We start from the raw sequence: 24,854 nt of genomic DNA on the forward strand, positions 1-24,854 counted from the left end.
ATTGAGATTTATCCATAATTTATCTATAATAGGTAAAATATCACTCATTAAAGGAGAACCAATATGAGAACTTTAGTCCTTTTACGAGGTCTCCCAGGCGTAGGTAAATCAACATGGATCAAAGAACAAGGCTTAGAGCCTTACACTTTATCAGCGGATCAAATCCGGCTGTTAACTCAGCCGCCGCAGCTATCAGTCAATGGGAAACTAGACATTTCAAGCAAGCATGACCACAAAGTTTGGTCTTTATTATTCGATCTACTCACAGCCCGTATGGAGCGCGGAGACTTTACTGTGATTGATGCGACACATATTTCAAGTAAATCGATTTCTCAATATAAGTCTTTAGCGACATCTTATCGTTACAGGGTGTATGTCGTCGATTTCACGCAGGTCCCCCTTGAAACAGCTCTTTTGCAAAATCGCTCACGTGAATCTCACAAAGTGGTGCGGGAATCTGTTTTGTATCAAATGAACGAGCGGTTAAAAACAGAAAAGGTCCCATCATGGGTGACTGTTTTGCAGCCGGAGGATTATCCGCAAGTGATGACTTATCAGCCTCGATCTTTTGATCAATATGAGGCCATTCATGTTTTCGGAGATATTCACGGTTGTTACACCGCACTTACCACCTATTTGCAAGGAGACATCAAAGAAAACGAACTTTATATTTTTGCAGGTGACTTGCTTGATAGAGGAATAGAAAACAAAGAAGTATTAGAATGGATGCTCGCCCATAGGGAATGCCGGAATGTCATCGTCATTGAAGGTAATCATGATCAGCATTTATACCGGTTTGCACATGGTGAAAAAGTCAGAAGCAATATGTTTAATCGTCATACTGTGCCTGAAATCGAAGCAGCAAACTTTGATTTGAAGGAAGTACGAAAGTTTGTCAGAACCTTTCATCAGCTTACTTATTTTACGTACCATGATCAGACATTTCTTGTTACACATGGCGGGCTTGCTCATTTGCCAGAAGAACTTCTGCATGTCTCAACACAGCAGCTCATTCACGGCGTAGGAGAATATTCAGATGATATTGATCACTTATTTGTTCAAAATACGGCTGGGCTGGATATCATCCAAATTCACGGGCATCGCAATTTATACAGACTGCCTATTCACGCAGCGGAAAGGTCTTATAACCTAGAAGGTCAGGTTGAATTTGGGGGGCAGCTGCGGGTGTTGAAAATCACAGCTGACGGGATTGAGACTCATGAAATTGACAATCCAGTCTACAGAGCGTCTGAGAAAAAACAATCGGCTGCTGTTCAGCCAGATATTTCACTGGATGATTTTTTAGCTCATTTAGATCAGCATGAATACGTACAGGAATTAAAGCTTCCGCACCATATTTCATCTTTTAATTTTACGAAAAAGGCTTTTAGTGAACGGCAGTGGGATGATGTGAATGTGAAAGCAAGAGGTTTGTTTGTTAATATGGTTTCTAAGCAGATTGTGTCTAGAAGCTACAATAAATTTTTTAACATTGATGAGCGTCCGGAGACAAGAATGCAGCATTTAGTGAACCATCTTCAATTCCCTGTCACCGTATATGATAAAGCAAATGGATACTTAGGAACTGTTGGGTATAATGAAATGGAAGATGAATTGGTGTTTACATCCAAATCGTATACATCACATGTGAAACAAAATCAGCATGCTTCCTGGGTCGAAGAGCTATTTGATAAGACCTTCAGTGACGTGCAGGCTGATTACATTAAATCATATGTCCGTGACCACCATGTATCTCTTGTGTTTGAAGTCATTTTGCCAGAAAAAGATCCGCATATTATCACATATGAACAAGATCAACTCATTTTACTTGATATTGTGAAGCGGCAGTTAAGCTATGAAAAAGCACCATTCGCTGAAGTGAAAAGATTAAGTGAACAGCTTGGAATATCCTGCAAGCAGGAAGTGGCTGTTTTCCATGATTGGACGTCTTTTTATAAATGGTATCAGGCGGTCTCCCATGATAATACAATTAAAGAAGAGGGGTATGTCATTGAGGATGATCAAGGCTTTATGACCAAACTCAAGCTCCCTTATTATCAATTCTGGAAGCAGATGCGGGGGATGAAGCAGCGCGTTGTAGAGAAGCGTTCCTCGCAAAAATATATGCAGGCTTTGCAGACAGCGGAGCAAGCAAGATTTTATACATGGCTTCTTGAGCAAGAAGCAGATCATGTGAGGAATAGCTCAATTATTGAACTGCGATCACAATTTGAACAAAGCGGTACTGCCCAATTGAATAATGATGAAATAAATGCATAGTCTAACAAAGAGTCTTTTCTAAGGAAAAGGCTTTTTTTGATGCAATTGAAAGGTGGATACTTGCATGTCTGACCATATTGAAGTCATTCTTCGGACGATGTTTGCTTTTGCGATTTTATTTGGAGGAGCACGTCTTTTAGGGAAACAAACCATTGCGCAAATGAATATTTTTGATTTTATAGCAGCCATCAGCTTAGGTTCAATTGCAGCGAACCTGGCGTTTAATACAACGCTCCCGCTTCAGCACACAACGATTTCCTTTGTGTCACTTGTCATGATTATTTATGTGATTTCCCTGCTTGCATTAAGAAGCCGGAAGATAAGAGGGTTGATGGCGGGTAAACCAACACTTGTCATACAAAATGGAAAAATTCTTGAAGGAAATATGAAAGGGATGAGATATACCCTTGATTATTTAAATCAGCAGCTGAGAGAAAAAGACATCTTTGATATTAGCGAAGTTGAATTTGCCATGATTGAAACAGATGGGCATATGTCAGTGAAAAAATACCCTTCGTTTGAAAAAGTCACGCGGAAGGACCTTCATTTATTCATGGAGGCAGAGCGTTACATGCCGATTGAAGTCATCATGGACGGGAAACTCATCCAAAAAAACATACAAGAAAATCAATTAACAGAGCAATGGATAGAAGAAGAGCTGAAAAAAAGGCAGCTGTCCTTAAAGGACATTGTTTATGCTGTCCGTTCAAGTAATGGCAGCTTATATATTGATACATATGACGACCATATTCATTCTCCAATCGATCAGGAATGAATGTGTAGTGCTGATGACACCTGCATGACACACATTTGACAATCTTTATAAGTCCTTTGGATGTCATGCGACTAGGTATCATTTCTCAATTATTATTATTTTCAGAAAATGTAGTGACGGAGTAAAATAAGTATGTTTAAGTATAAATAGATGAAATTAGAATATTAATATAATATACCACAAGCGGAATGAACGTTCATTCCTACGTTTTAAAAGGAGGGGATGAAATGCCAGCAGTGACTGATAAACAAGAACAGATCATGAAGGCTTCGCTGGAACTATTTATTGAACGAGGCTTTGATGGCACCACAATGCCGATGATTTCAAAAAGAGCAAACGTCGGAGCGGGCACCATTTACCGTTATTTCGACAGCAAGGAGGCACTCGTCAATATTTTGTACCAGCGCAGCCTCTCGGCATTTATCGAAAAAATGAACACAAACAGTCCAGATCCAAAGTTAAGTATTCGGGCGTACTTTAAGCATGTATTTTATTGCTTAGTTTTATTTACAAAGGAGAATCCAAGCGGGCTGTATTTTTTAGAGATAGATAAACGGTCCCATTACTTAGACGAGACGAGCAAAGAGAAAATGCAGCATTTGTTACATGAGCTATTCCTTATCTTTGAAGAAGGAAAAAAGGATGGGATTCACCCAAACCTCTCAGGCAGAACCATTTTATCTATTGTATTTGGTGCTTTTGTGCAGCTGCATAAACAAATTCTTGCAGAAGAAATAGAGCCAACGATTGAATTTTTGGAGGAAATTGAGCAATGTTTATGGCGTGCCATCAGCGTTGCATCTTAAAAGAAATAAAGGGAGTGGGCATATGAAGCAAACATCAATCATTCCAAAACCAAAAACATACGGACCTTTTAAAAATATTCCCCATATAAAAAAGGGGGAGCTTGCTCAAACCTTTTGGCGGCTGGCAGATGAATTAGGGCCGATCTTTCAGTTTGAATTTTCAAATGCAACAAGTATTTTTGTTTCCAGCCATGAACTTGTCAAAGAAGTATGTGACGAAAGCCGTTTTGATAAATTTATTGGAACTAGTCTGAGTAAAGTAAGAGCATTTGCAGGGGACGGACTATTTACAAGCTGGACAGAAGAACCGAACTGGAGAAAGGCTCATCAAATTTTGATGCCTGCATTCAGCCAGCAGGCCATGAAGGGCTATCATGAGATGATGCTCGATATTGCCACACAGCTTGTGCAAAAATGGCAAAGAACAGGCCGCGATGAAGAAATTGAAGTAGCTGAGGATATGACAAAGCTGACTTTAGATACGATCGGCCTTTGCGGTTTTGATTTTCGCTTTAACAGCTTTTATAAAGAAAATCAGCATCCGTTTATCGACAGCATGCTGAAAGGCTTAAATGAAGCAATGGAGCAGTCTAGTCGATTGCCAATTGCAGATAAACTCATGATCAAAAGAAGAAAAGAATTTGACCAGCATGTCGATTTTATGAAGCAATTAGTAGATGACATTATTCAGGAACGAAGAAAACAAGATAAAGCGGGCGATGATTTACTGTCTCTTATGCTGCATGCAGAGGACCCTGAAACAGGTGAACGTTTATCCGATGAAAATATCCGTTATCAAATCATCACCTTCTTAATTGCAGGCCACGAAACAACAAGCGGGCTGCTATCATTTGCGATTTATTTCTTACTGAAGAATCCAGAGAAATTAAAGAAAGCCGTCCAAGAAGCAGATGAGGTACTGCAGGGCGGGCTTCCGGCATTTAAACAGGTGCAAAAGCTAAGCTACACTCGTATGGTGTTAAATGAAGCTCTCCGCCTCTGGCCAACAGCGCCTACGTTCTCTCTTTATGCGAAAGAGGACACAGTAATCGGGGGAAAATATCCGATTCAAAAAAATCAAAGTGTCTCTGTTCTGCTCCCTAAATTACACCGTGATCCAGCGGTATGGGGCGAGGATGCTGAAGAATTTAAACCAGAGCGGTTTACACATCCTGAGAAAATCCCGCAGCATGCCTACAAGCCTTTTGGGAATGGACAGCGTGCATGTATCGGTATGCAGTTCGCCCTGCATGAAGCTACGATGGTTCTCGCGATGGTTCTGCACAATTTAGAGTTAATTGATCACACATCTTATGAGCTTGATTTAAAAGAATCTCTCACAATTAAACCTAACGATTTTAAAATCAAAGTGCGGCCAAGGAACCAGCAATTCTTTATGGCACCACCGAAAGAAGAATCTAAGAAAAGCACCAAATCTCATGAGTCAAAAGTGGCGAGTCACGGTACACCGCTGCTAGTTTTATACGGATCAAATCTTGGTACGGCGAAGCAAATAGCGAACGAATTGGCTGAAGATGGGAAAGCAAAAGGGTTTGATGTGACCACTGCGCCGCTTGATGACTTTACACGCCAATTGCCAAATACAGGTGCTGTCTTCATCGTGACCGCTTCATACAACGGACATCCGCCTGACAATGCGAAGCAATTTGTGGATTGGCTGGCGCAGGATGAAGAGCAGGATTTATCAAACGTGACATTTGCTGTCTTTGGATGCGGAGATCGAAATTGGGCGAGTACGTACCAGCGGATCCCCCGTCTAATTGATGAAGCTCTAGAAAGAAAAGGAGCCAAACGTGTAGCTGATTTAGGAGAAGGTGATGCAGGCGGTGATATGGATGAGGATAAAGAAATCTTCCAGAAAACAGTCTTCGAACAGCTTGCAAAAGAATTTAAGCTCACCTTCCAAGAAAAGGGGAAGGAAAAACCAAACCTATCAGTTTCTTATACGAATGAGCTAGTGGAGCGTCCTGTAGCTAAAATATATGATGCCTTTTCAGCTGTTGTATTGAAAAATGAAGAATTACAATCAGAAACAAGCACGCGGCAGACAAGACATATTGAACTGAAATTGCCTGCTGGCAAAGCATACAAAGAAGGGGATCATATCGGGATTGTGCCGAAAAATAGTGATGCACTCGTTGAGCGTGTGACCCGCCGCTTTAAACTAGATCCAGAGCAGCGCATTAAGCTCTCATCTGATAAAGAGGCAAGTCATTTACCATTAGATCAGCCGATTCCAATCAAAGAATTACTTGCCTCGCATGTTGAGCTTCAAGATCCTGCGACACGTACACAGCTAAGAGAGCTTGCAGCACATACGGTATGTCCGCCTCACCGCGTAGAACTTGAACAAATGGCTGGTGAAGCATATCAAGAAGCCATCTTAAAGAAACGAGTAACCATGCTGGATTTATTAGATCAATATGAAGCGTGTGAGCTGCCATTTGTACACTTTTTGGCGCTTTTACCAGGTTTGAAGCCGCGTTATTATTCGATCTCTAGCTCGCCAAAGGTAGATGAAGAAAAAGTCAGTATCACAGTGGCAGTTGTCAAAGGTAAAGCATGGAGCGGCAGCGGAGAATATGCCGGAGTCGCATCAACCTATTTATGTGGTCTGAAAGAAGGGGAAGAAGTAGCCTGCTTCCTGCATGAAGCACAAGACGGATTCCAGCTGCCCCCTTCATCAGACATACCGATGATTATGATTGGACCAGGTACAGGAATCGCTCCATTTAGAGGATTTGTTCAGGCAAGAGAAGTGTGGCAGAAGGAAGGGAAGCAGCTAGGCGAAGCCCACCTATATTTTGGCTGCCGTCACCCTCAGGAAGATGATCTGTATTTTGATGAAATGAAGCTTGCAGCGCAAAACGGCATTGTCCATATCCATCGTGCTTATTCTCGTTACGATGAGCAAAAAGTATATGTCCAGCATTTGTTGAAAGAAGACGGCGGCATGCTGATCGAATTGCTTGATCAAGGTGCTTATCTGTACGTGTGCGGAGACGGAAAAGTCATGGCTCCAGATGTAGAGGCTACACTGATCGATCTTTATCAAAACGAGAAACAATGCTCGAGAGAAACAGCTGAAAATTGGCTGACAGCCCTCGCAAATGACAATAGATATGTAAAAGATGTGTGGAGCTGAAAAAGAGGAAAGACCGCCTATTAGGCGGTTTTTTCTGTTCTCATAGAAAGAGATCGATAGAATGAAGGTTGGGAAGATACAAAACACCTAATTTGGAAATGAAATATTTTGTAAAAAATAAGAATATTCTCTCATTTACTCCAATATGAAACAATCGTATGATTTTTGATATAGGACATAAAGGAGGAATATGATGAAAAAGGTGAAAATGTTACTCCCTTCTCTTCTCGTTTTTGGTGCTTTAAGTGTGCCTAGTTTTGCCCATGCCGCATCGGATTCAGTACTAACGTCTGATTATGACATGGTGACTTCTGATGGTAAAGTGATTTCTTCAAGTGATTTCCACAATGATACGAAAGCCCCCTCATCCTTTGACAAAGTGGATGATCTTTCTTCTACTGTTGGCGAAAAAGTAAAACCACTATCAAAATATTTAAAAGATTTTCAAACGAAAGTCGTCATTGGAGACGATGGTAGAACCAAAGTAGCAAATACAAGAGTGGCACCATACAATTCGATTGCTTATATTACATTTGGCGGCTCAAGCTGTACGGGAACACTCATTGCTCCTAACAAAATTTTGACAAACGGACACTGCGTGTACAATACAGCATCGAGAAGCTATAGTGAGAAAGGGACTGTATATCCTGGTATGAATGATAGTACTGCGGTGAACGGTTCTGCAAAAATGACGGAATTCTATGTGCCAAACGGGTATATTAATACTGGTGCAAGCCAATATGATTTTGCCGTGATTAAAACCGATACGAACATTGGCAATACGGTCGGCTACCGATCTATCCGCCAGGTGACAAACTTGACTGGGACAACCATTAAAATCTCAGGATATCCTGGTGATAAAATGAGATCGACTGGCAAGGTGTCACAGTGGGAGATGTCGGGTCCTGTGACGAGAGAAGATACGAATCTAGCGTACTATACGATTGATACATTCAGCGGAAATTCAGGTTCTGCCATGCTGGATCAGAACCAGCAAATCGTTGGAGTTCATAACGCTGGGTATTCAAACGGAACGATAAATGGCGGTCCAAAAGCGACAGCTGCCTTTGTTGAGTTTATAAACTATGCGAAAGCGCAATAAAAAATAGAGCATTCAGCTTGTTTCCTTAACAGGGGACAGGCTTCTTTTATCGTTAAATACAGAAAAGTTTCTTTTTTTGTTCATCACTATTTCATATTTAAAAGCTATGCTGAATGAAATAAATGAAAAAGAAAGAAGAGATATTAGTGATAAATAAAAAAATAGATATGATCTTGTTGTTGATTTTACTTATTGCAGCATTTCTCTACACCTATCAAATTTGGCAGAATGACAGTGCCAATCAATATTATTTAGCTGCAGTCAAAAGTATGTCCAAAAGCTTCCATCACTTTTTTTATGCCTCATTTGATGCAACTGGCTTCGTATCAATTGATAAACCCCCCGTCGTTTTATGGATTCAAACCATCAGTGCACTTATTTTTGGTTTTCATACATGGAGTGTGATATTGCCGCAGGCACTTGCTGGAGTGGGGTCTGTTCTTCTTCTTTATCTCATGATAAAACCGGCTTTCGGTCAAGGTGCTGCAAGGGTGTCAGCGGCCGTTATGGCTCTCACGCCAATTGCCGCAGCTGTGAGCAGAACGAACAATATAGACAGTATGCTTGTCTTTACATTACTTGCGGGTACGCATTTCTTAATGCTTGCTGTAAAAAGCGGAAAGATGCGCTGGCTTCTTATTGCCTTCGCTTTGGTAGCGGTAGGATTTAATATGAAGATGCTGCAAGCGTTTATGGTCGTTCCAGCATTTATTTTCTACTATTTTATTGCTGCTCGCGTACCGTTAAAAAAGAAAATTTTCTCTCTCCTATGCTCTTTGGTCGTATTAGTCTGCTTATCTCTATCGTGGGCAGTTTCTGTAGATATGACATCTGAAAGTGAGCGCCCTTATGTGGGAAGCAGCCAAACAAATTCAGTGTTAGAACTTGCCTTTGGTTATAACGGCACGGAACGGCTGCTTGGACAGACGACAGGGAAATCCTTTGGTGACATGAACCAGCAAGCAGGTATGGTGATGCCAGACAATTCGGGATTAGGCGATTCGTCAGAGGATCAGTCAAATAGAAATCAGCCGCCTCCATCCCAAAATCAAGTGACGCCACCTCAGCATGGTCCAGGTGGAGGTTCCCCGCCTGGAAGGGCTGTAGGTCAACAAAGCATGAATATGTATGGCACTGGGAATCCCGGCGTATTTCGTTTATTTCAATCTGCATTGTCAGGTCAAATCAGCTGGATGCTGCCGTTTGCTTTGTTTGGGCTTTTAGGGATGATCATCAGCTGGTGGAAGGAGAGAAAAACGCAATTAAATGAATGGAAACAAACGATGTTTTGGGCAGCATGGCTGATTCCTGCTGCCGGATTCTTTAGTATTGCGGGTTTCTTTCACCATTACTATCTCATTATGCTTGCCGCGCCCATTGCAGCACTATGCGGCATAGGAGCTAAGAAGATGGGAGAGTTATTTACGGTAAACAAAGGAGTATCTGCGTATTTGCTTCCAGCAGCAATCGCTGTTACAGCTATCTTCCAAGGGTATATTTTGAGTAACTATACGAGTCAAATCAGTAGTATTTGGATGTATGCCATTGCTATTGCAGGGATGATTATCGCCATCCTATTGCTTATGTACAGAGAAAAACATTTGATTATGAAACGGCTACTCATCACTGCTTTGACAACGCTATTACTGATTCCAGGTTTCTGGTCCGCCACCCCAATAATATATGGAGGAAATGCTGTACTTCCAGAGGCAGGTGTCCAGCTCTCTAGTTCATCAGGAGGGAACATGTTTACATCTAGTGTCGATCAAGGGTTACTCACTTATTTAAAGGCTCATCAAACAGGAGAAACGTATTTATTTGCGACACTTACGACTGTTACCGCAGCGCCATATATCATTGATGAAGATGAGAATGTCATGGCCTTAGGCGGTTTTAATGGGACAGATCCTATTCTGACTGTCAACAAATTAAAAACACTTATTCAACAAGGGAAAGTGAAATACTTTTTATTACCAGACAATCAGTCATCAGCTAACAGCGAATTGGTTAGCTGGATCAAATCACATGGTACAGTGATCTCATCAGAAGAATATAAGGATCAATCCTCATCAGTTGAAGAGGGGAAGCCGTCCGAAATGAAAAGCATGTCTTCACAAAATGAAACATTATATAGAGTAGATGAAATATCCTAAATAGAACAAGGCGAATTGAAGAGATCATTCGCTTTTTCTGATGGATTAGTTGCTAGGCAGATTTCAGCTCATGTTTTCTCATGTCATCACTCAGCCGCTCATACATTAAAAATGACTCATTTCCTTCAAGTCAACTTTATTTCATAAGAAATTTGTGGAGGGCACGAGCTTTTGAAGATGAGAAAAGGCTGGATCGCTGCTGTCGCCTTATGTTTTGTGATATGGATGGGCACGTTGTTAGGTGGATTTGGAGAGAAGCAGGCAGCAAAAGGGGCTGATCGATATGATCATGTCGTTCAATTTCCAAAGGAAAGGTACCCTGAAACAGGCAGTCATATTCAAGAAGCCATTCGAAAAGGGCATTCAGATGTGTGTACCATTGACCGAAATGGAGCAGATGCCCGCAGGCAAGAATCATTAAAAGGAATTCCGACAAAACCTGGCTTTGACCGGGATGAATGGCCAATGGCAGTTTGTCTTGAGGGAGGAAAAGGCGCAAGCGTACAATATGTCAGTCCATCTGATAATAGGGGAGCAGGCTCATGGGTCGGGCATCAAATCAGCGGGTTTCCTGATGGGAAAAGAATATTATTCATTGTGAAATAAATCGGAAAGAGTCTCCCTAGAGCGGGGGGCTCTTTTGTTTATCATCAGAGCCTATTCGAGCTAGCAGGGTCAAAAGATTCAGTGGTACAATCAATCTATAAGGTACAAAGACTGACAAGAAGAAAATGTGAAGGGACATTTGCTTATGGATAAGAACCGTGCATTATACGATTTTTTTATGCAGCATGCAGAGAAGCTGACTGAAACATGGTATGAATCAATTGAGGACGATGATCCAGAATCCATATATCGTTCAACAGATTCCAGCATCATAGCAGAGCTAAAACGGCAGAATCAAGATTATTACCAGCATTTTATACGAGCTATTATTGAAGATAAGACGTATTTACATACTGAATTTAAAAAATGGTCTGAGGACTTAGCCAGCGACCCAAAGCATTTAAATACACCATTAGATTATGTCGTGAGAGAATACATGTCCAATCAAAGAGTGGTTCTGCATTACTTAAAAGAATTTATCAAACAGCGTCAAGATGAAATTGATATTGACCGCATCTTTTATTGGTATGATTTAATTTCCGAAGCGTTTAATATTTCAATCCATGTGTTTATCCAGCAATATGTGAAAAATACAACCGAAAAACTCGTGGCTCAGAGAGATATGATTTATGAATTGAGCTCACCGGTAATTGTCTTAAAAAGCCAGATTGCGTTATTGCCATTAGTAGGTGACATTGACACAGCGAGAGCAAAGATTATTTTAGAAAATACGCTAAAACAGTGCTCACAAAAAAGTGTTCAGCATTTATGTATTGATTTATCGGGTGTTGTCATGATTGATACAATGGTGGCTCATCAAATCTTTGATCTTGTCACGTCACTTCGGTTAATTGGAGTAGAGACGACCATTTCAGGGATTAGACCAGAAATTGCCCAAACAGCAGTGCAGCTCGGGCTTCCTTTTAATGAATTTCGCACGGCATCATCACTTGCTCACGCGCTGGACCGTATGACTGAATTTTCTTCAATATAAAAACCAGGCCGATGAAAGGCCTGGTTTTTTATTTAGATGACAGCGTCAATTTGTGTGACTTTCCAATTTTTTTGTACTTTTTCGTACGTAACAGTTCGTTTTACTTTGCGTCCATCAAGTGTTGGGACAGTAAATTCATATGTGCGGACCGTTTGTTTTTTAGAAACAAGTTTAGGTGTGGCTTTTTCCCAATTGAGCATGTTGTCTCCATCACCGACTGGAACAGCCATTTTGCCTTTATGAACAATGAATTGATAATCTTTTAAACCATGTTTGATGGCATCTTGAGTGAAAACTTGAGATAGGTAGCTGTTTAATTTTTTCTTTGTATCAAATGTTTTAGAAAGATAGTTGTACGTCATATCTTTATAGGTAAATGATTTTAATTTGACATTAGAATGGTCTTTAATTTTGTAGCCTGACATTGCACTCCAAAAATGTTCTCTTGCATCAAGGGCAATATGTAACGCTTCTTTATTTGTCAAAGCGGCTGATTTCTTGGAAGCGGCCAATGTTGTTGTTTGTAATGAGATCATAAGCATAATAGCAGTTAATAAAACAAATAATTTTTTCAAGGCGATTGCCTCCTTTTCTCAATGAAAACTTCTTATGTTACAAATGTTACAATAATTACAGTGATATTACAAGTATTAAATCTAAATGTTTTTTATTTCTTTTGTTTCTAATTATATAACGTTTGAGGGAGACAAAAAGTTTTCATTTTTTTTATTTTTCTTCTTAATCATTATTTAACCGTTCTAAAGAAGAACGAAACGTCTTTTGGAAAAATTTCTATTTAGACGTTTAACACTCTTTTTTATTTATGACATATACTGTCGTGATGAATGTCTAAGGAAAGTGGTGTTTATTATGTATCATCCGTATGAAGGTGTGTGGAATGGGTACTCATATGATAGGCAGATGCAAGGATTTCCATCTATTGGTATTCCTTCAGGGTTTCCTGGGTTTCCAATCGGAGGAGGAGGTACTTTACCAGGGCAAGGTTCAGGCGGACATTCAGCACCGCCAGCACCGCCGCAGCATATCATTTCGCAGTATCAGCAAGCACTCTCTCAGCCTCAAAGTATGCAGTCGTTTATATCTGGGCAAGGTGTAGGCGGAGGCCATCAAACTGTACAATTTGCAGCGGGATGTAATAGAAGATGGACAATTGTGCTTTTGAGAAACGGCCAAGTATTTTTAATGTTCGTTCTTTCCTCACAGCCTTTTGGCCGAACAACTGGCTTTATATGGCCGAACTTTACATTTGGTTCCTTCCCAAGCTCAAGTATTCTTGCCTATTCTTGTGCATAAGAAAAAGCCGGTTCTCATCAGCAGCTGATGAATACCGGCTTTTTTTAATGAATATTTCGAAATACCCCAATCACTTTACCTAGTATACTCACATTCTGTAAAATAATCGGTTCCATTGATGGGTTTTCTGGCTGTAATCTAAAGTGTGTATCTTCTTTATAAAAACGTTTCACTGTCGCTTCATCTTCCTCTGTCATGGCGACCACAATATCTCCATTGTTAGCAGTGCTTTGCTGACGCACAATGACATAGTCCTTGTCCAAAATACCTGCATCAATCATACTTTCTCCCATAATTTCAAGCATAAACACTTGTTCGTCTGGTGCAGCAAATGTCTCTGGAAGAGGGAAGTATTCTTCTACATTCTCAACAGCTGTGATAGGAAGGCCTGCCGTTACTTTTCCGATGACTGGAACGTTCATTACAGCACTCTTCGGAATATTCATTTCCTCTTCATCTAGTACTTCGATCGCTCTAGGTTTTGTCGGGTCTCTTCTAATTAAGCCCTTTGTTTCTAGTCTAGCTAAATGTCCATGGACCGTTGAACTGGATGCTAGACCGACAGCTTCTCCAATTTCACGGACGGATGGGGGATAACCCTTGCTTTTTACTTCATCTTTGATGAATTTCAGGATATCGAGTTGTCTTTTTGATAGCTTCGTCATCTTTTGCACCTCAAAACGTCAATTTTAAAGAAATTATAGCATGTTTTTCCTAACAGTACAAACATAGGTTCGAAAAAACGTTTGACAGAAACGTTTGTTCGTATTTATAATGAGAGACAGAAAGAGCGAACACACATTCTATTAGGAGAGATGACATTATGAGGTTAAAAGAATCTATTATTTTTATTGGGGTATTCTCATTCATCGTTGGCATATTTCTCTCACTTATTGCAGTCACAAGCCATAATGATTCAAATCAGTATGTTAAAATAGAGGTTCAATCAGGTGATACTCTGTGGGGGTTAGCTGATCAAGTAAATGACAGCAAATCAATCGACAAAAATGCATTTATTGACTGGGTAACAGAACACAATGATCTTGCTTCAACTGAAATCCAGCCTGGCGACATTCTTGTCATACCCGTCAAAAAAGAGCATCCAGTCGTATATCAACTTGCAACAGTACAGTAGAAAGGTCGATTTTAGACATGAACGCAATCATTTATGCGAGAGTAAGCACTGTGAAAGAAGAGCAGGAAACCTCGCTGAAAAGACAAGAAGAAGAACTGCTGGCTTTAGCTGCCATGCACAAGATGAATGTGGTCAAAGTCATCAAAGAAAAAGCAAGTGGATATGAGCTAGATCGTGATGGCGTGTTTGAAATGCTTGCTGCACTGAAGGAAGAGTCAATCGATGCCGTTCTGATCCAAGATGAAACACGTCTTGGAAGAGGACAAGCAAAAATTGCGCTTCTTCATTGTCTATTTAAAGAGAACGTAAAGGTATACAGTGTGTTTCATAGAGGAGAGCTTGAGCTTTCAGAAGCAGATGAAATGGTCATTGAGATTGTAGGAGTTGTCGAAGAGTACCAACGGAAAATTCATAACCTGAAAATCAAGCGGGGGATGAAAAGGGCTGTTGAGCGCGGTTATCAGCCTGAACTGAATTTAAGGCAGCAGGGCCATGCACCTGGCCGTGAACGTATTGAAGTCCCGATTTCAGAAATTGTTCGATTAAGAAAAAACAACATGACGTTCGCTGAAATTGCCGCAACTCTTCAGGCATTAGGTTTTGACATTTCAAAAGCAACGGTGCATAGAAGGTATCAGGAATACGAAAAAGACCTTACCACCTAAAGCGTGATTTGTTGTCAAAATGATTGATATTTAGTAGTATGTAGAGAAAATGCTTTAAAGGAGTTTGTCATGATTTCTAAAGAACAGCTTGCAAGAATAAATGAGCTTTCAAAAAAGTCGAAAGAGACCGGTTTATCAGACGCTGAAAAAACAGAACAAAAGCAGTTGAGAGAAGAGTATTTGAAAGCTTTTCGTTCTTCTATGAAAAATACACTTAAAACTGTTAAAATCGTTGACCCTGAAGGAAACGATGTTACACCAGAAAAATTAAAAAGAGAAAAAGATCAGAACCTTCATTAAGGCTGTGAGATTTCTTGAATTTTGAAAAGATGGGAAGAATATTCTCGTCTTTTTTCATATTTGCATAACTTTTTAGGTGATCGATAAACTAAATGTGACAAAATCCTTCTTTTTCAGCGTGAAATAGTTGTGAAAAAAGGACAGTAGATTTATGATAATGGTGTACACAAGATACGGAAGGGGATTTATATGGAAACGATTGAATTGAAATCTATTGCAACAATACGTACTCTCTCCATAGACGCAATTGAAAAAGCGAATTCCGGTCACCCAGGAATGCCGATGGGTGCTGCACCAATGGCGTACGCTTTATGGACGAATCACTTAAACGTAAGTCCGCAAAATCCAAATTGGTTTAACAGAGACCGCTTTGTTTTATCTGCGGGCCATGGTTCTATGCTTCTATACAGCATGCTTCATTTAAGCGGATACAATCTGAGCATTGACGATTTAAAGCAATTCCGCCAATGGGGAAGCAAAACACCTGGACATCCTGAATTTGGACACACAGAAGGCGTAGACGCGACAACGGGTCCACTAGGCCAGGGAATTGCTATGGCAGTAGGAATGGCACTTGCAGAAAGACATCTTGCGGAAACGTATAACAAAGACAACTTTCATGTTGTAGACCACTATACATACAGCATTTGCGGAGATGGAGACTTAATGGAGGGAATTTCCTCTGAAGCAGCTTCACTTGCTGGTCATTTAGGCTTAGGCCGCTTAATCGTTCTTTACGATTCAAATGACATTTCTTTAGATGGCGACTTAGATCGTTCATTCTCTGAAAATGTGAAGAATCGTTTTGAAGCGATGAACTGGGAAGTTCTGTACGTGAAAGACGGCAACAACATCGAAGAAGTAACAGCTGCTATTGAAAAGGCGAAGCAAAGCACAGACAGACCTACATTAATCGAAGTGAAAACAACGATCGGTTTCGGATCGCCAAACCGTGCGGGAACGTCTGGTGTGCATGGTGCACCGCTTGGCAGCGAGGAAGCAAAGCTGACGAAGGAAGCTTACTCTTGGACGTTTGAAGAAGATTTCCATGTACCTTCTGAAGTGTACGATCATTTTAAAGAAGCTGTCAAAGACGCTGGAGAGAAAAAAGAAGCAGCGTGGAATGAACTGTTTGCGCAATACGAAAAAGAATATCCAGAGCTGGCAGCACAGCTGAAGCTTGCGATTGAAGGAAAGCTTCCTGAAAATTGGGATCAAGAGGTTCCTGTTTATGAAGCAGGTTCAAGCCTTGCCTCCCGCGCATCTTCAGGCGAAGTGTTAAATGGCATTGCGAAGCAAGTACCTTTCTTTATTGGTGGGTCTGCTGACCTTGCTGGATCAAATAAAACAACGATTAAAAACACGGATGATTTCGGTAAAAATAATTATGCCGGCAAAAACATTTGGTTCGGTGTCAGAGAGTTTGCAATGGGTGCAGCGCTCAATGGTATGGCACTTCACGGCGGTCTTCGTGTATTCGGCGGAACGTTCTTTGTTTTCTCAGATTACTTAAGACCAGCAATTCGTCTTGCTGCCTTAATGGGACTTCCAGTCACTTACGTCTTTACTCATGATAGTATCGCTGTTGGTGAAGATGGTCCGACGCATGAACCGGTTGAACAGCTTGCTTCACTGCGTGCGATGCCTAACCTTTCCGTTATCCGCCCAGCAGATGGAAATGAAACAGCTGCAGCGTGGAAACTAGCTGTATCTTCAACTGATAAACCGACAGCACTAGTTCTTACTCGTCAAAACCTTCCAACGATTGACCAGGCACCAGAGAAGGCATATGAGGGAGTAGAAAAAGGTGGATACGTTGTGGTTGAAGCAGCTGATGCACAGCCAGAAGCACTTCTTCTCGCTTCAGGATCTGAGGTTGGTTTAGCCATTGAAGCACAAAAAGCACTTGAAAAAGAAGGTATCCGCGCATCTGTTGTCAGCCTTCCTGCATGGGATCGCTTCGATCAGCAGTCAGACGAATACAAAGAATCTGTTCTTCCTAAAGCAGTACGTGCACGTATTGCGATTGAAATGGGTGCTTCACTTGGCTGGGAGCGTTACACTGGCCTTGATGGTGACGTGATTGCAATTGATAAATTTGGCGCTTCTGCACCAGGAGAAACCATTATCGAGAAATACGGATTTACTGTCAGCAATGTAGTCAGCCGTGTGAAAGCGAAGTTGAATAAATAAACGAACTCCAAGCATCATGCTTTTTTGCTATCTGTTTGCAGAGCATTTTCATCCGCTCTGCAAACTTTTTTCTTTTTTCTTGTTTTTTTGACAAAACTAGTTTCTTCTTGCTTCATATATAGACAATTCTTTCTTTCACATTTTTGTATAATACAAGCAATAAATGAGATTGACGAAATGTGAAAGGAAGGGATAGACATGGAACGCCATTATTATATTTATTGGATTGAGGATGAATTTGCGCATCACTATTTTGGCAGAGAATCGATTTTGTTTCATTTGTTTGAATCATTACACTGGACGAACCGCACTGACGATGAGTTGGTTATGCTTGTGAAGCAAGTGGATTATGTGACGAAACGAATCCCTGCTTTTCATATGCACCAGCGTCTAATGAATAACTTAACGAACATTCACTATACACAAATAGGCTCGATTTACAGCGCTTCCTTACCAGATGGAAAAGGAACTGCAGCATTTATTATTAAAGACCGGTATATTCAAATGTCTGCCACTGGCAGTTATGAGGCAGAAGCGGTGTTTTTTGAAGTGCTGAGAAAAATCAGCCCTTGTTTTCTTGCGATGGACTTTAGTTCAAAGAAACACGGATGGCTCAATCCAGTAAAAGTGAGGAATTTTGTTTAAAAAAATAAAATTGAACGTGAAATGTTGTATAATAGCCTTTTGTTTAGTACACTTTATACGAGACAACATGAAGGAGGAAGAATTATGGATTTATGGGTTGTCATCCTTGTAGGCGTTGTTGCACTGCTTGCAGGAGTTGCACTCGGATTCTTTATTGCTCGTAAGTATATGATGAGCTATTTGAAAAAGAATCCACCGATTAATGAACAAATGCTTCGAATGATGATGATGCAAATGGGCATGAAACCGTCCCAGAAGAAAATCAATCAAATGATGAAAGCCATGAACAACCAAGCGAAATAATACGTACGATATTATGATCATAGATGGAACATGGTTTTAAAGAATGGACAAGCGTTGTCCTTTCTTTATTCAATTCACCTTCATCAGACGCTTAAAACCACTGTACTTGCATGAATGAAGCAGGGAAGGTGGTTTTTATTATGGCGTCAAGAGCATGTGAAAAACAAAAAACCCCTATGTCAGAGGTTTTTGTTTCGTTTATGGTCACACATATCAACTGTTCTAAAAATGGTGCGGCATGTTTGATATCATGAAGTATGATTAGTTGGCTGAGTTTGAGTGTAAGTGTCGTTGATATTGTAAGAGGAGATGATCTAGCTGCTGGCTATGTTCGATGGTCACTGTTGATGTCATCCCATTATGCAAGACAACTTTCATCAGCTCTTCTCTTTTTTCTTCGATTTGAGTTAATAATGATGTTTTTACCAAAGTCATGTTCCTTTCATGCAAATCTTGATAAAAAGAATCGATTCTATTATATCCATTTTAAGGTTTATTTTCAAATTTAAAGGATTCATTATCTTGATGTCAAATTAAATTATATAAGGTTTTAAGAGAATAGACCATCTTTATTGAGGTGATGTAAAAAAAATGAAATGATTTTGTCATCTCTTATTGTATATTGTAAGAAGGGGGTGTTCTTTTGACAGATTTGAATTACTTTTTAGCATTTGGAGCAGGATTTCTTTCTTTTATTTCACCGTGCTGTCTGCCGCTTTATCCAGCGTTTTTATCGTATATTACGGGCGTTAGTATAGATGAAGTGAAATCCGAGAAGGTGATGCTGAGAAGAAGAAGTCTGCTTCATACATTATTCTTTTTAGTTGGGTTCTCTATTATATTTATTGCGATTGGCTTTGGGACATCGTTTGTCGGGAAGTTTTTTAATGATTATCATCAAGCGATTCGTCAAATTGGAGCCATCCTCATTATTTTCTTTGGTTTTATGACTCTTGGGGTATTTAAGCCCTCTTTCCTCATGGGCGAAAAGAGAATCCAGTTCAAAAATCGTCCTGCTGGTTTTTTTGGATCCATCCTCATCGGAATGGGCTTTGCCGCTGGATGGACACCTTGTACAGGACCTATTTTATCCGCTGTCATCACACTGGCGAGTAACAATCCTGAGTCGGCTGTCATGTATATGATTGCGTATATATTTGGATTTGCCGTCCCGTTTTTTATTCTCTCCTTTTTCATTACGAAAATGGGGTGGATCAAAAAGCGTCAGCAGCTTATCATGCGAATTGGCGGAATCATTATGATTGTGGTAGGGATTTTGCTGTTCTTTGATCTTCTCACATGGATTATCATCATGTTCTCATCATTGTTTGGCGGCTTTACAGGCTTTTGAAATCGTTTTCTACAGTCGCGGCGAATGGTTTTTTTTCGTCAATTGGAGTATATTATACATAGGCTGACCTTAAAGAATAAAGGAATGATTTGATATGATGATCTTGATCTCTTCTATAATTGCGGTATGTATGGCGGTGGCCGTCATGTTTATTCGCATTAAGTCATCTGCAAAACCTGCAACTGCGAAAAAAATTATTTTACCTCCTATATTCATGAGCACTGGCGCATTGATGTTTTTTGTTCCTATGTTTCGGGTAACTGGAGCTGAATTTCTAGAAGCGATCACAGTGGGGATGTTTTTCTCTATATTTTTAATTAAAACATCGAAGTTTGAAATTAGAGGCAATGACATTTACTTAAAGCGGTCAAAAGCATTTGTGTTTATTCTCATTGGACTTCTTGTCCTTCGTATCGGAATGAAGACCATCCTAAGTTCTTCTATTGATTATGGCTCATTAAGCGGGATGTTTTGGATTCTTGCCTTTGGCATGATCGTACCTTGGCGGGTTGCTATGTATTTGTCGTTTAGAAAGCTGTCTAAACAATTAGATCCGCAGCAAATTCAAATGAATTAAACCTCCTTTTAATAAAGGAGGTTATTTTAATAACGATTCATATGGCGAGTGATCAATGTTTTTTTCTTGAAGGCGCTTCAATAAAAATTTATGATCCCGCTTTGGTGTAGCCATAATGTAGCCGCGAATGATTAAGTCTAGATTAATACTGGCAGCCTGTTCTTTTAATGCCAGCTCACCAATTTTACCCGCAATTTTTTCTTTGGCAACATCTCTAAACAGCTCTGGAACAGGTAATACGAGTTCATTTAACAGCTGTTTGTCCTCATCCCGCCATAGGTGAAGGCTCTTTTGAATATATTCATCCTGCCAATCAAGCTCTGATTTCCCATCTTCCTTTGGCAATCGTTTTAAAAATTTACGAAACATAAAAAAGCCACCGATTGCGAGTAATCCGATCATCACTGTACCCCAAAATAAAATGAACCACAAAAACCAGCCGCTTAACATGTTCTCACTCCTTATACCCCTTATCTCTCTATTTTATATTACATGAAGAGAGGATAGAAGAAAATAACAAAAATGTATATCTATTTTCTCTATAAACGCCCTTTTTCATTGATAGCCGCCCATTTACTAGAATGACCCAAACCAATTAGTAGAAAAAGAATACTTTATCATATAGCGACTCTACTATTTGGCCATGGTGGTTCGCAAAAGGTATTGACTTGAAACGAACGGGAAGAGAGCCCACCTATATAAAGGTGGGCTCTTAATGTTTGAAGTGCGGGATTTGAAAGGAAAATGCACCGTTTGGATGGTCGGAACATTTTTTAATTTTTATCGATATGATTTGGTTTTCATAATCTGTTTCAATGTCTTTGTCGTTTAAATAAAAAGGGAGCATCACGCTTTTTTCAATTGGCTGTTCGCCTTCACCATTTGGATGCTGTACTGTGTAAGTCAACGTCAGCTCATGTCCAGCGAAGGTCAGCTTTACATCAGTGATCGATAAGGTGGAGACATCAATTTCGATAATATAATCACGGCTTGTTTCATAAAGATCAATTGGGAGGTGTTCATCATACCAGGCAAATGGATCATCCATTAAAACATTAAGCCAATCATCTATTTCAATAAAATCAGAGGAATTCGATTGCTTTTCATTCTCCATAAACACTCCTCCATCACATCTCATAATAAATCATATGATGAAAATGGAAATGTGTGAAAGACCTAAAAACATCCCGTGTGGTCACGGGATGAGAGGGGGATCATTACATATCATGATGAGAATTGTGCTTTTGTCTTGTATGGTTGCGGTTTTTCACTTTTTTACTGCCTGATAACGGCTCAGGCTGACCGCCTTGATGTTCCTTAGGAGAGTTTTGACGGATGTCTTTCCCTGTGTTTTTATTCGTCATGATGTTTGGCTCCTTCTTATTGATTCTTTTTACGTTTTTTATTGTTTTGCCTTTGTTCTTCTGTTAAAACGAGCTGATCATCTTCCGTATAGCCTGCGCCATTACCCTGGCTTTTGGCTGCGTTCATGCCATTCATGACATGATTCGCTTTGCGTTTTGTCATGTTCTATCACCTCATTTGTAGTATGAGCCCGTCCCGCTTCGTTTATGAAGAGTAATCATTTCCTAATGATAAGTTAAACTTATTGAATTTAATAAAAGCATTGTTATTTACTTATGTATGAATTTGTTTTAAGATGAAATTGTGAGAAAATTGTGGTGAAATACGACGATTTTTCTGAGAATTGAAATTGATCTTGATCATCAAAAGGGGGATTTTGGACATGTCGAAACAGCAGCAAGTCGCTAAACAAGACGCTTTTCAATCTAGAAAAACGTTTTCGACAAATGGGAAAACGTATCACTATTATTCGTTAGAAGCACTAGAGAAACAAGGAATCGGAAATGTTTCTAAGCTGCCTTATTCCATTAAGGTACTTTTAGAATCAGTGCTTCGCCAAGTAGACGGTAGAGTGATCAAGAAGGAACACGTTGAAAACTTGGCAAAATGGGGAACTGCCGAGGTAAAAGAAATTGATGTTCCGTTTAAACCTTCTCGTGTTATTTTACAAGACTTCACGGGTGTACCAGCAGTCGTTGACCTTGCTTCTTTAAGAAAAGCAATGGCAGATGTAGGCGGGGATCCGGATAAAATCAACCCTGAAATTCCAGTTGACCTTGTGATTGACCACTCAGTACAAGTTGATAAAGCTGGAACTGAAGATGCATTAAACATTAACATGGATTTAGAATTCGAACGTAACGCAGAGCGTTATAACTTCCTTAGCTGGGCAAAGAAAGCGTTTAATAACTATCAAGCTGTCCCGCCTGCAACAGGAATTGTTCACCAAGTGAACTTAGAGTATCTTGCAAGTGTTGTTCATGCGATTGAAGAAGATGGTGAGATCATCACTTACCCAGATACATTAGTTGGAACTGACTCTCATACAACGATGATTAACGGTATCGGTGTACTTGGATGGGGCGTTGGCGGTATCGAAGCGGAAGCTGGTATGCTTGGTCAGCCTTCATACTTCCCAGTACCAGAAGTGATTGGTGCTAAATTAGTTGGAGAGCTTCCAAACGGAACAACTGCAACTGACCTTGCATTAAAAGTTACACAAGTCCTTCGTGAAAAAGGCGTAGTGAACAAGTTCGTTGAGTTCTTCGGACCTGGTGTTGCACAATTGCCGTTAGCAGATCGTGCAACCATTGCGAACATGGCGCCAGAATACGGTGCTACTTGCGGATTCTTCCCAGTAGATGAAGAAGCGCTTGCTTACCTGCGCCTTACTGGACGTGATGAAGAGCAAATTAATATCGTTGAAGAATATTCTCGTGCAAATGGCTTATTCTATACGCCAGATGCAGAAGAACCAATTTTTACTGATGTTGTGGAAATTGATCTTTCTAAGATTGAGTCAAACTTATCTGGTCCTAAACGTCCACAAGATTTGATTCCACTTTCTCAAATGAAAGAGACGTTCCATAAACACATCGAAAGCCCAGCTGGTAACCAAGGGTTTGGCTTAGATAAATCAGAGCTTGATAAACAAATCGAATTTGATCTTGCAAACGGTGAAAAAGCTGTGATGAAGACAGGTGCGATTGCGATTGCAGCGATTACGAGCTGTACGAATACATCGAACCCGTACGTGTTAATCGGAGCAGGTCTTGTTGCGAAGAAAGCAAGTGAGCTCGGTATGAAAGTGCCGAACTACGTGAAAACGTCACTAGCGCCGGGTTCTAAAGTTGTAACAGGGTACCTTGTGAATTCGGGACTTCTTCCATATTTAAAAGACCTCGGATTTAACATTGTTGGATATGGCTGTACAACATGTATCGGAAACTCCGGACCGCTTGAGAAAGAAATTGAAGATGCAGTCTCTGAAAATGATCTGCTGATCACTTCTGTTTTATCAGGTAACCGTAACTTTGAAGGTCGTATTCATCCGCTTGTGAAAGGGAACTACCTTGCATCTCCACCATTAGTTGTGGCTTATGCACTTGCTGGTACGGTGAATATTGATTTAACAAAAGATCCTATCGGTGTCGATAAAAATGGCGAGAACGTTTATTTCAATGACATTTGGCCATCAATGGATGAAATCAACAGCGTCGTTAAGAGCACTGTCACACCTGAGCTATTCCGTTCAGAGTATGAAACTGTTTTTGACAACAATGACCGCTGGAATCAAATTAAAACGACGGATGATGCATTGTATAAATGGGATGAAAATTCCACATACATTGATAACCCGCCATTCTTTGAAAACCTATCAGTTGAACCTGGTAAAGTTGAACCGCTTAAAGGCTTGCGCGTCGTTGCGAAGTTCGGTGACTCTGTCACAACTGACCATATTTCTCCTGCTGGAGCGATTGGTAAGGACACACCGGCGGGCAAATACTTGCAAGAAAGAGGCGTATCGCCTAGAGACTTTAACTCATATGGATCTCGCCGTGGTAACCACCATGTCATGATGAGAGGTACTTTTGCAAACATCCGTATTAAGAACCAAATTGCACCAGGAACAGAAGGCGGTTATACAACTTACTGGCCAACTGGTGAAGTGACATCGATTTATGATGCATGCATGCGTTATAAAGAGGATGGAACAGGTCTTGCGATCTTAGCAGGTAAAGACTACGGAATGGGTTCTTCACGTGACTGGGCTGCTAAAGGAACAAACCTTCTTGGAATTAAATTTGTTCTAGCTGAAAGCTTTGAGCGTATCCACAGAAGTAACCTTGTCTTCATGGGCGTACTTCCTCTGCAGTTTAAAGATGGAGAAAGTGCAGAAACTCATGGTCTAACAGGAACAGAAACATTTGAAGTTCATGTTGACGAAACAGTTCGTCCACGTGATCTCGTCACTGTGAAAGCAATTGACACAGATGGAAACGAGAAAACATTTGAAGTGGTGGTTCGCTTTGACAGTGAAGTCGAAATTGACTACTATCGTCATGGCGGTATCCTTCAAATGGTACTTCGCGAAAAATTGGCAAGCAACTAATACAGCAAAGAA

The 24,854-nt window shown here is 40.3% G+C and carries 25 protein-coding genes; 18 read left to right on the forward strand and 7 right to left on the reverse strand.

Features of this window, described 5'->3' with window-relative positions:
• Positions 1-63: 63 nt before the first annotated feature.
• From MHB67_RS08615 to MHB67_RS08650, 8 genes are all read left to right on the forward strand, one after another.
• Positions 64-2,280: an RNA ligase gene (locus tag MHB67_RS08615; protein ID WP_234107848.1), complete on the forward strand. Its 2,217-nt coding sequence runs from the start codon at positions 64-66 to the stop codon at positions 2,278-2,280.
• A 64-nt stretch (positions 2,281-2,344) separates the two neighbouring features.
• Complete coding sequence (locus tag MHB67_RS08620; RefSeq protein ID WP_044335586.1) at positions 2,345-3,055, forward strand: DUF421 domain-containing protein; 711 nt, start codon at positions 2,345-2,347, stop codon at positions 3,053-3,055.
• A 227-nt stretch (positions 3,056-3,282) separates the two neighbouring features.
• Positions 3,283-3,861: a TetR/AcrR family transcriptional regulator gene (locus MHB67_RS08625; protein ID WP_041109214.1), complete on the forward strand. Its 579-nt coding sequence runs from the start codon at positions 3,283-3,285 to the stop codon at positions 3,859-3,861.
• A 22-nt stretch (positions 3,862-3,883) separates the two neighbouring features.
• Positions 3,884-7,027, forward strand: coding sequence for a cytochrome P450 (locus tag MHB67_RS08630; RefSeq protein WP_103132496.1), 3,144 nt, complete (start codon positions 3,884-3,886; stop codon positions 7,025-7,027).
• A 193-nt stretch (positions 7,028-7,220) separates the two neighbouring features.
• Positions 7,221-8,129: a trypsin-like serine protease gene (locus MHB67_RS08635; protein ID WP_103132495.1), complete on the forward strand. Its 909-nt coding sequence runs from the start codon at positions 7,221-7,223 to the stop codon at positions 8,127-8,129.
• A 167-nt stretch (positions 8,130-8,296) separates the two neighbouring features.
• A complete protein-coding gene (locus tag MHB67_RS08640; RefSeq protein WP_217273429.1) occupies positions 8,297-10,282 on the forward strand; it encodes a glycosyltransferase family 39 protein in 1,986 nt (661 codons plus the stop codon).
• 225 nt (positions 10,283-10,507) lie between these two features.
• Positions 10,508-10,888 carry a NucA/NucB deoxyribonuclease domain-containing protein gene (locus MHB67_RS08645; RefSeq protein ID WP_044335941.1) on the forward strand — a complete coding sequence of 127 codons (381 nt, stop codon included), beginning with the start codon at positions 10,508-10,510 and terminating at the stop codon, positions 10,886-10,888.
• A 145-nt stretch (positions 10,889-11,033) separates the two neighbouring features.
• Positions 11,034-11,882, forward strand: a complete 849-nt coding sequence (locus tag MHB67_RS08650; protein ID WP_103132493.1) for an STAS domain-containing protein — start codon at positions 11,034-11,036, stop codon at positions 11,880-11,882.
• Positions 11,883-11,914: 32 nt separating this feature from the next.
• On the opposite strand, the gene MHB67_RS08655 is transcribed toward MHB67_RS08650, so the two are convergent.
• A complete protein-coding gene (locus MHB67_RS08655) occupies positions 11,915-12,457 on the reverse strand; it encodes an IseA DL-endopeptidase inhibitor family protein (protein ID WP_041109224.1) in 543 nt (180 codons plus the stop codon).
• Positions 12,458-12,752: 295 nt separating this feature from the next.
• Between MHB67_RS08655 and MHB67_RS08660 the strand changes: the two genes are divergently transcribed.
• Positions 12,753-13,196 carry a hypothetical protein gene (locus MHB67_RS08660; RefSeq protein ID WP_044335372.1) on the forward strand — a complete coding sequence of 148 codons (444 nt, stop codon included), beginning with the start codon at positions 12,753-12,755 and terminating at the stop codon, positions 13,194-13,196.
• A gap of 44 nt (positions 13,197-13,240) precedes the next feature.
• On the opposite strand, the gene lexA is transcribed toward MHB67_RS08660, so the two are convergent.
• On the reverse strand, positions 13,241-13,861 hold the full coding sequence (gene lexA, locus MHB67_RS08665) for a transcriptional repressor LexA (RefSeq protein WP_024425129.1): 621 nt from the start codon (positions 13,859-13,861) through the stop codon (positions 13,241-13,243).
• Positions 13,862-14,019: 158 nt separating this feature from the next.
• On the opposite strand from lexA, the gene yneA reads away from it, so the two are divergent.
• The 6 genes from yneA (at position 14,020) to MHB67_RS08695 (ending at position 18,437) form a co-directional block, all read left to right on the forward strand.
• Entirely contained in the window at positions 14,020-14,331 is a 312-nt protein-coding gene (yneA, locus tag MHB67_RS08670; RefSeq protein WP_024425130.1) for a cell division suppressor protein YneA, read from the forward strand.
• A 17-nt stretch (positions 14,332-14,348) separates the two neighbouring features.
• Complete coding sequence (locus tag MHB67_RS08675) at positions 14,349-14,996, forward strand: recombinase family protein (protein WP_342492893.1); 648 nt, start codon at positions 14,349-14,351, stop codon at positions 14,994-14,996.
• Positions 14,997-15,065: 69 nt separating this feature from the next.
• Entirely contained in the window at positions 15,066-15,296 is a 231-nt protein-coding gene (locus tag MHB67_RS08680; RefSeq protein WP_024425132.1) for a DUF896 domain-containing protein, read from the forward strand.
• A 189-nt stretch (positions 15,297-15,485) separates the two neighbouring features.
• Positions 15,486-17,489: a transketolase gene (gene tkt, locus MHB67_RS08685; protein WP_044335368.1), complete on the forward strand. Its 2,004-nt coding sequence runs from the start codon at positions 15,486-15,488 to the stop codon at positions 17,487-17,489.
• A 198-nt stretch (positions 17,490-17,687) separates the two neighbouring features.
• Positions 17,688-18,134, forward strand: coding sequence for a sporulation inhibitor of replication protein SirA (gene sirA, locus MHB67_RS08690; RefSeq protein ID WP_024425134.1), 447 nt, complete (start codon positions 17,688-17,690; stop codon positions 18,132-18,134).
• An 84-nt stretch (positions 18,135-18,218) separates the two neighbouring features.
• Positions 18,219-18,437, forward strand: a complete 219-nt coding sequence (locus tag MHB67_RS08695) for a YneF family protein (protein WP_003212379.1) — start codon at positions 18,219-18,221, stop codon at positions 18,435-18,437.
• A gap of 261 nt (positions 18,438-18,698) precedes the next feature.
• Here MHB67_RS08695 and MHB67_RS08700 read toward each other — a convergent pair whose 3' ends face one another.
• Entirely contained in the window at positions 18,699-18,866 is a 168-nt protein-coding gene (locus MHB67_RS08700; protein WP_008343814.1) for an aspartyl-phosphate phosphatase Spo0E family protein, read from the reverse strand.
• Between the two features lie 214 nt (positions 18,867-19,080).
• Between MHB67_RS08700 and MHB67_RS08705 the strand changes: the two genes are divergently transcribed.
• The gene (locus MHB67_RS08705; RefSeq protein WP_044335365.1) at positions 19,081-19,788 is read left to right on the forward strand and encodes a cytochrome c biogenesis protein CcdA; all 708 of its coding nucleotides are present in this window, start codon (positions 19,081-19,083) and stop codon (positions 19,786-19,788) included.
• Between the two features lie 94 nt (positions 19,789-19,882).
• Complete coding sequence (locus tag MHB67_RS08710; protein ID WP_024425136.1) at positions 19,883-20,365, forward strand: CcdC protein domain-containing protein; 483 nt, start codon at positions 19,883-19,885, stop codon at positions 20,363-20,365.
• Positions 20,366-20,386: 21 nt separating this feature from the next.
• Here MHB67_RS08710 and MHB67_RS08715 read toward each other — a convergent pair whose 3' ends face one another.
• The 4 genes from MHB67_RS08715 to sspO all read right to left on the reverse strand — a co-directional run bounded on the left by MHB67_RS08715 (position 20,387) and on the right by sspO (position 21,892).
• Positions 20,387-20,815, reverse strand: a complete 429-nt coding sequence (locus MHB67_RS08715; RefSeq protein WP_024427086.1) for a DUF2621 domain-containing protein — start codon at positions 20,813-20,815, stop codon at positions 20,387-20,389.
• 262 nt (positions 20,816-21,077) lie between these two features.
• Positions 21,078-21,479, reverse strand: coding sequence for an Hsp20/alpha crystallin family protein (locus tag MHB67_RS08720; RefSeq protein ID WP_044335361.1), 402 nt, complete (start codon positions 21,477-21,479; stop codon positions 21,078-21,080).
• Positions 21,480-21,582: 103 nt separating this feature from the next.
• Positions 21,583-21,729, reverse strand: a complete 147-nt coding sequence (locus MHB67_RS08725; RefSeq protein ID WP_003211331.1) for a small acid-soluble spore protein P — start codon at positions 21,727-21,729, stop codon at positions 21,583-21,585.
• 16 nt (positions 21,730-21,745) lie between these two features.
• The gene (gene sspO / locus MHB67_RS08730) at positions 21,746-21,892 is read right to left on the reverse strand and encodes a small acid-soluble spore protein O (protein WP_024425139.1); all 147 of its coding nucleotides are present in this window, start codon (positions 21,890-21,892) and stop codon (positions 21,746-21,748) included.
• A 220-nt stretch (positions 21,893-22,112) separates the two neighbouring features.
• Here sspO and acnA point away from each other — a divergent pair, with 220 nt between their 5' ends.
• Entirely contained in the window at positions 22,113-24,842 is a 2,730-nt protein-coding gene (acnA, locus tag MHB67_RS08735) for an aconitate hydratase AcnA (RefSeq protein ID WP_024425140.1), read from the forward strand.
• Positions 24,843-24,854: the final 12 nt, after the last annotated feature.

Origin of the sequence: Bacillus sp. FSL H8-0516 (assembly GCF_038635285.1) — a bacterium.
Lineage (GTDB): Bacteria > Bacillota > Bacilli > Bacillales > Bacillaceae > Bacillus > Bacillus safensis.

What these genes read in the sequence shown, in the direction of transcription:
- MHB67_RS08615 (WP_234107848.1), top strand. Translation starts at nt 64, where the DNA reads ATGAGAACTTTAGTCCTTTTACGAGGTCTCCCAGGCGTAGGTAAATCA.
- MHB67_RS08620 (WP_044335586.1), top strand. Translation starts at nt 2,345, where the DNA reads ATGTCTGACCATATTGAAGTCATTCTTCGGACGATGTTTGCTTTTGCG.
- MHB67_RS08625 (WP_041109214.1), top strand. Translation starts at nt 3,283, where the DNA reads ATGCCAGCAGTGACTGATAAACAAGAACAGATCATGAAGGCTTCGCTG.
- MHB67_RS08630 (WP_103132496.1), top strand. Translation starts at nt 3,884, where the DNA reads ATGAAGCAAACATCAATCATTCCAAAACCAAAAACATACGGACCTTTT.
- MHB67_RS08635 (WP_103132495.1), top strand. Translation starts at nt 7,221, where the DNA reads ATGAAAAAGGTGAAAATGTTACTCCCTTCTCTTCTCGTTTTTGGTGCT.
- MHB67_RS08640 (WP_217273429.1), top strand. Translation starts at nt 8,297, where the DNA reads ATGATCTTGTTGTTGATTTTACTTATTGCAGCATTTCTCTACACCTAT.
- MHB67_RS08645 (WP_044335941.1), top strand. Translation starts at nt 10,508, where the DNA reads ATGGGCACGTTGTTAGGTGGATTTGGAGAGAAGCAGGCAGCAAAAGGG.
- MHB67_RS08650 (WP_103132493.1), top strand. Translation starts at nt 11,034, where the DNA reads ATGGATAAGAACCGTGCATTATACGATTTTTTTATGCAGCATGCAGAG.
- MHB67_RS08660 (WP_044335372.1), top strand. Translation starts at nt 12,753, where the DNA reads ATGTATCATCCGTATGAAGGTGTGTGGAATGGGTACTCATATGATAGG.
- lexA (WP_024425129.1), bottom strand. Translation starts at nt 13,861, where the DNA reads ATGACGAAGCTATCAAAAAGACAACTCGATATCCTGAAATTCATCAAA.
- yneA (WP_024425130.1), top strand. Translation starts at nt 14,020, where the DNA reads ATGAGGTTAAAAGAATCTATTATTTTTATTGGGGTATTCTCATTCATC.
- MHB67_RS08675 (WP_342492893.1), top strand. Translation starts at nt 14,349, where the DNA reads ATGAACGCAATCATTTATGCGAGAGTAAGCACTGTGAAAGAAGAGCAG.
- MHB67_RS08680 (WP_024425132.1), top strand. Translation starts at nt 15,066, where the DNA reads ATGATTTCTAAAGAACAGCTTGCAAGAATAAATGAGCTTTCAAAAAAG.
- tkt (WP_044335368.1), top strand. Translation starts at nt 15,486, where the DNA reads ATGGAAACGATTGAATTGAAATCTATTGCAACAATACGTACTCTCTCC.
- sirA (WP_024425134.1), top strand. Translation starts at nt 17,688, where the DNA reads ATGGAACGCCATTATTATATTTATTGGATTGAGGATGAATTTGCGCAT.
- MHB67_RS08695 (WP_003212379.1), top strand. Translation starts at nt 18,219, where the DNA reads ATGGATTTATGGGTTGTCATCCTTGTAGGCGTTGTTGCACTGCTTGCA.
- MHB67_RS08710 (WP_024425136.1), top strand. Translation starts at nt 19,883, where the DNA reads ATGATGATCTTGATCTCTTCTATAATTGCGGTATGTATGGCGGTGGCC.
- MHB67_RS08715 (WP_024427086.1), bottom strand. Translation starts at nt 20,815, where the DNA reads ATGTTAAGCGGCTGGTTTTTGTGGTTCATTTTATTTTGGGGTACAGTG.
- MHB67_RS08720 (WP_044335361.1), bottom strand. Translation starts at nt 21,479, where the DNA reads ATGGAGAATGAAAAGCAATCGAATTCCTCTGATTTTATTGAAATAGAT.
- MHB67_RS08725 (WP_003211331.1), bottom strand. Translation starts at nt 21,729, where the DNA reads ATGACGAATAAAAACACAGGGAAAGACATCCGTCAAAACTCTCCTAAG.
- sspO (WP_024425139.1), bottom strand. Translation starts at nt 21,892, where the DNA reads ATGACAAAACGCAAAGCGAATCATGTCATGAATGGCATGAACGCAGCC.
- acnA (WP_024425140.1), top strand. Translation starts at nt 22,113, where the DNA reads ATGTCGAAACAGCAGCAAGTCGCTAAACAAGACGCTTTTCAATCTAGA.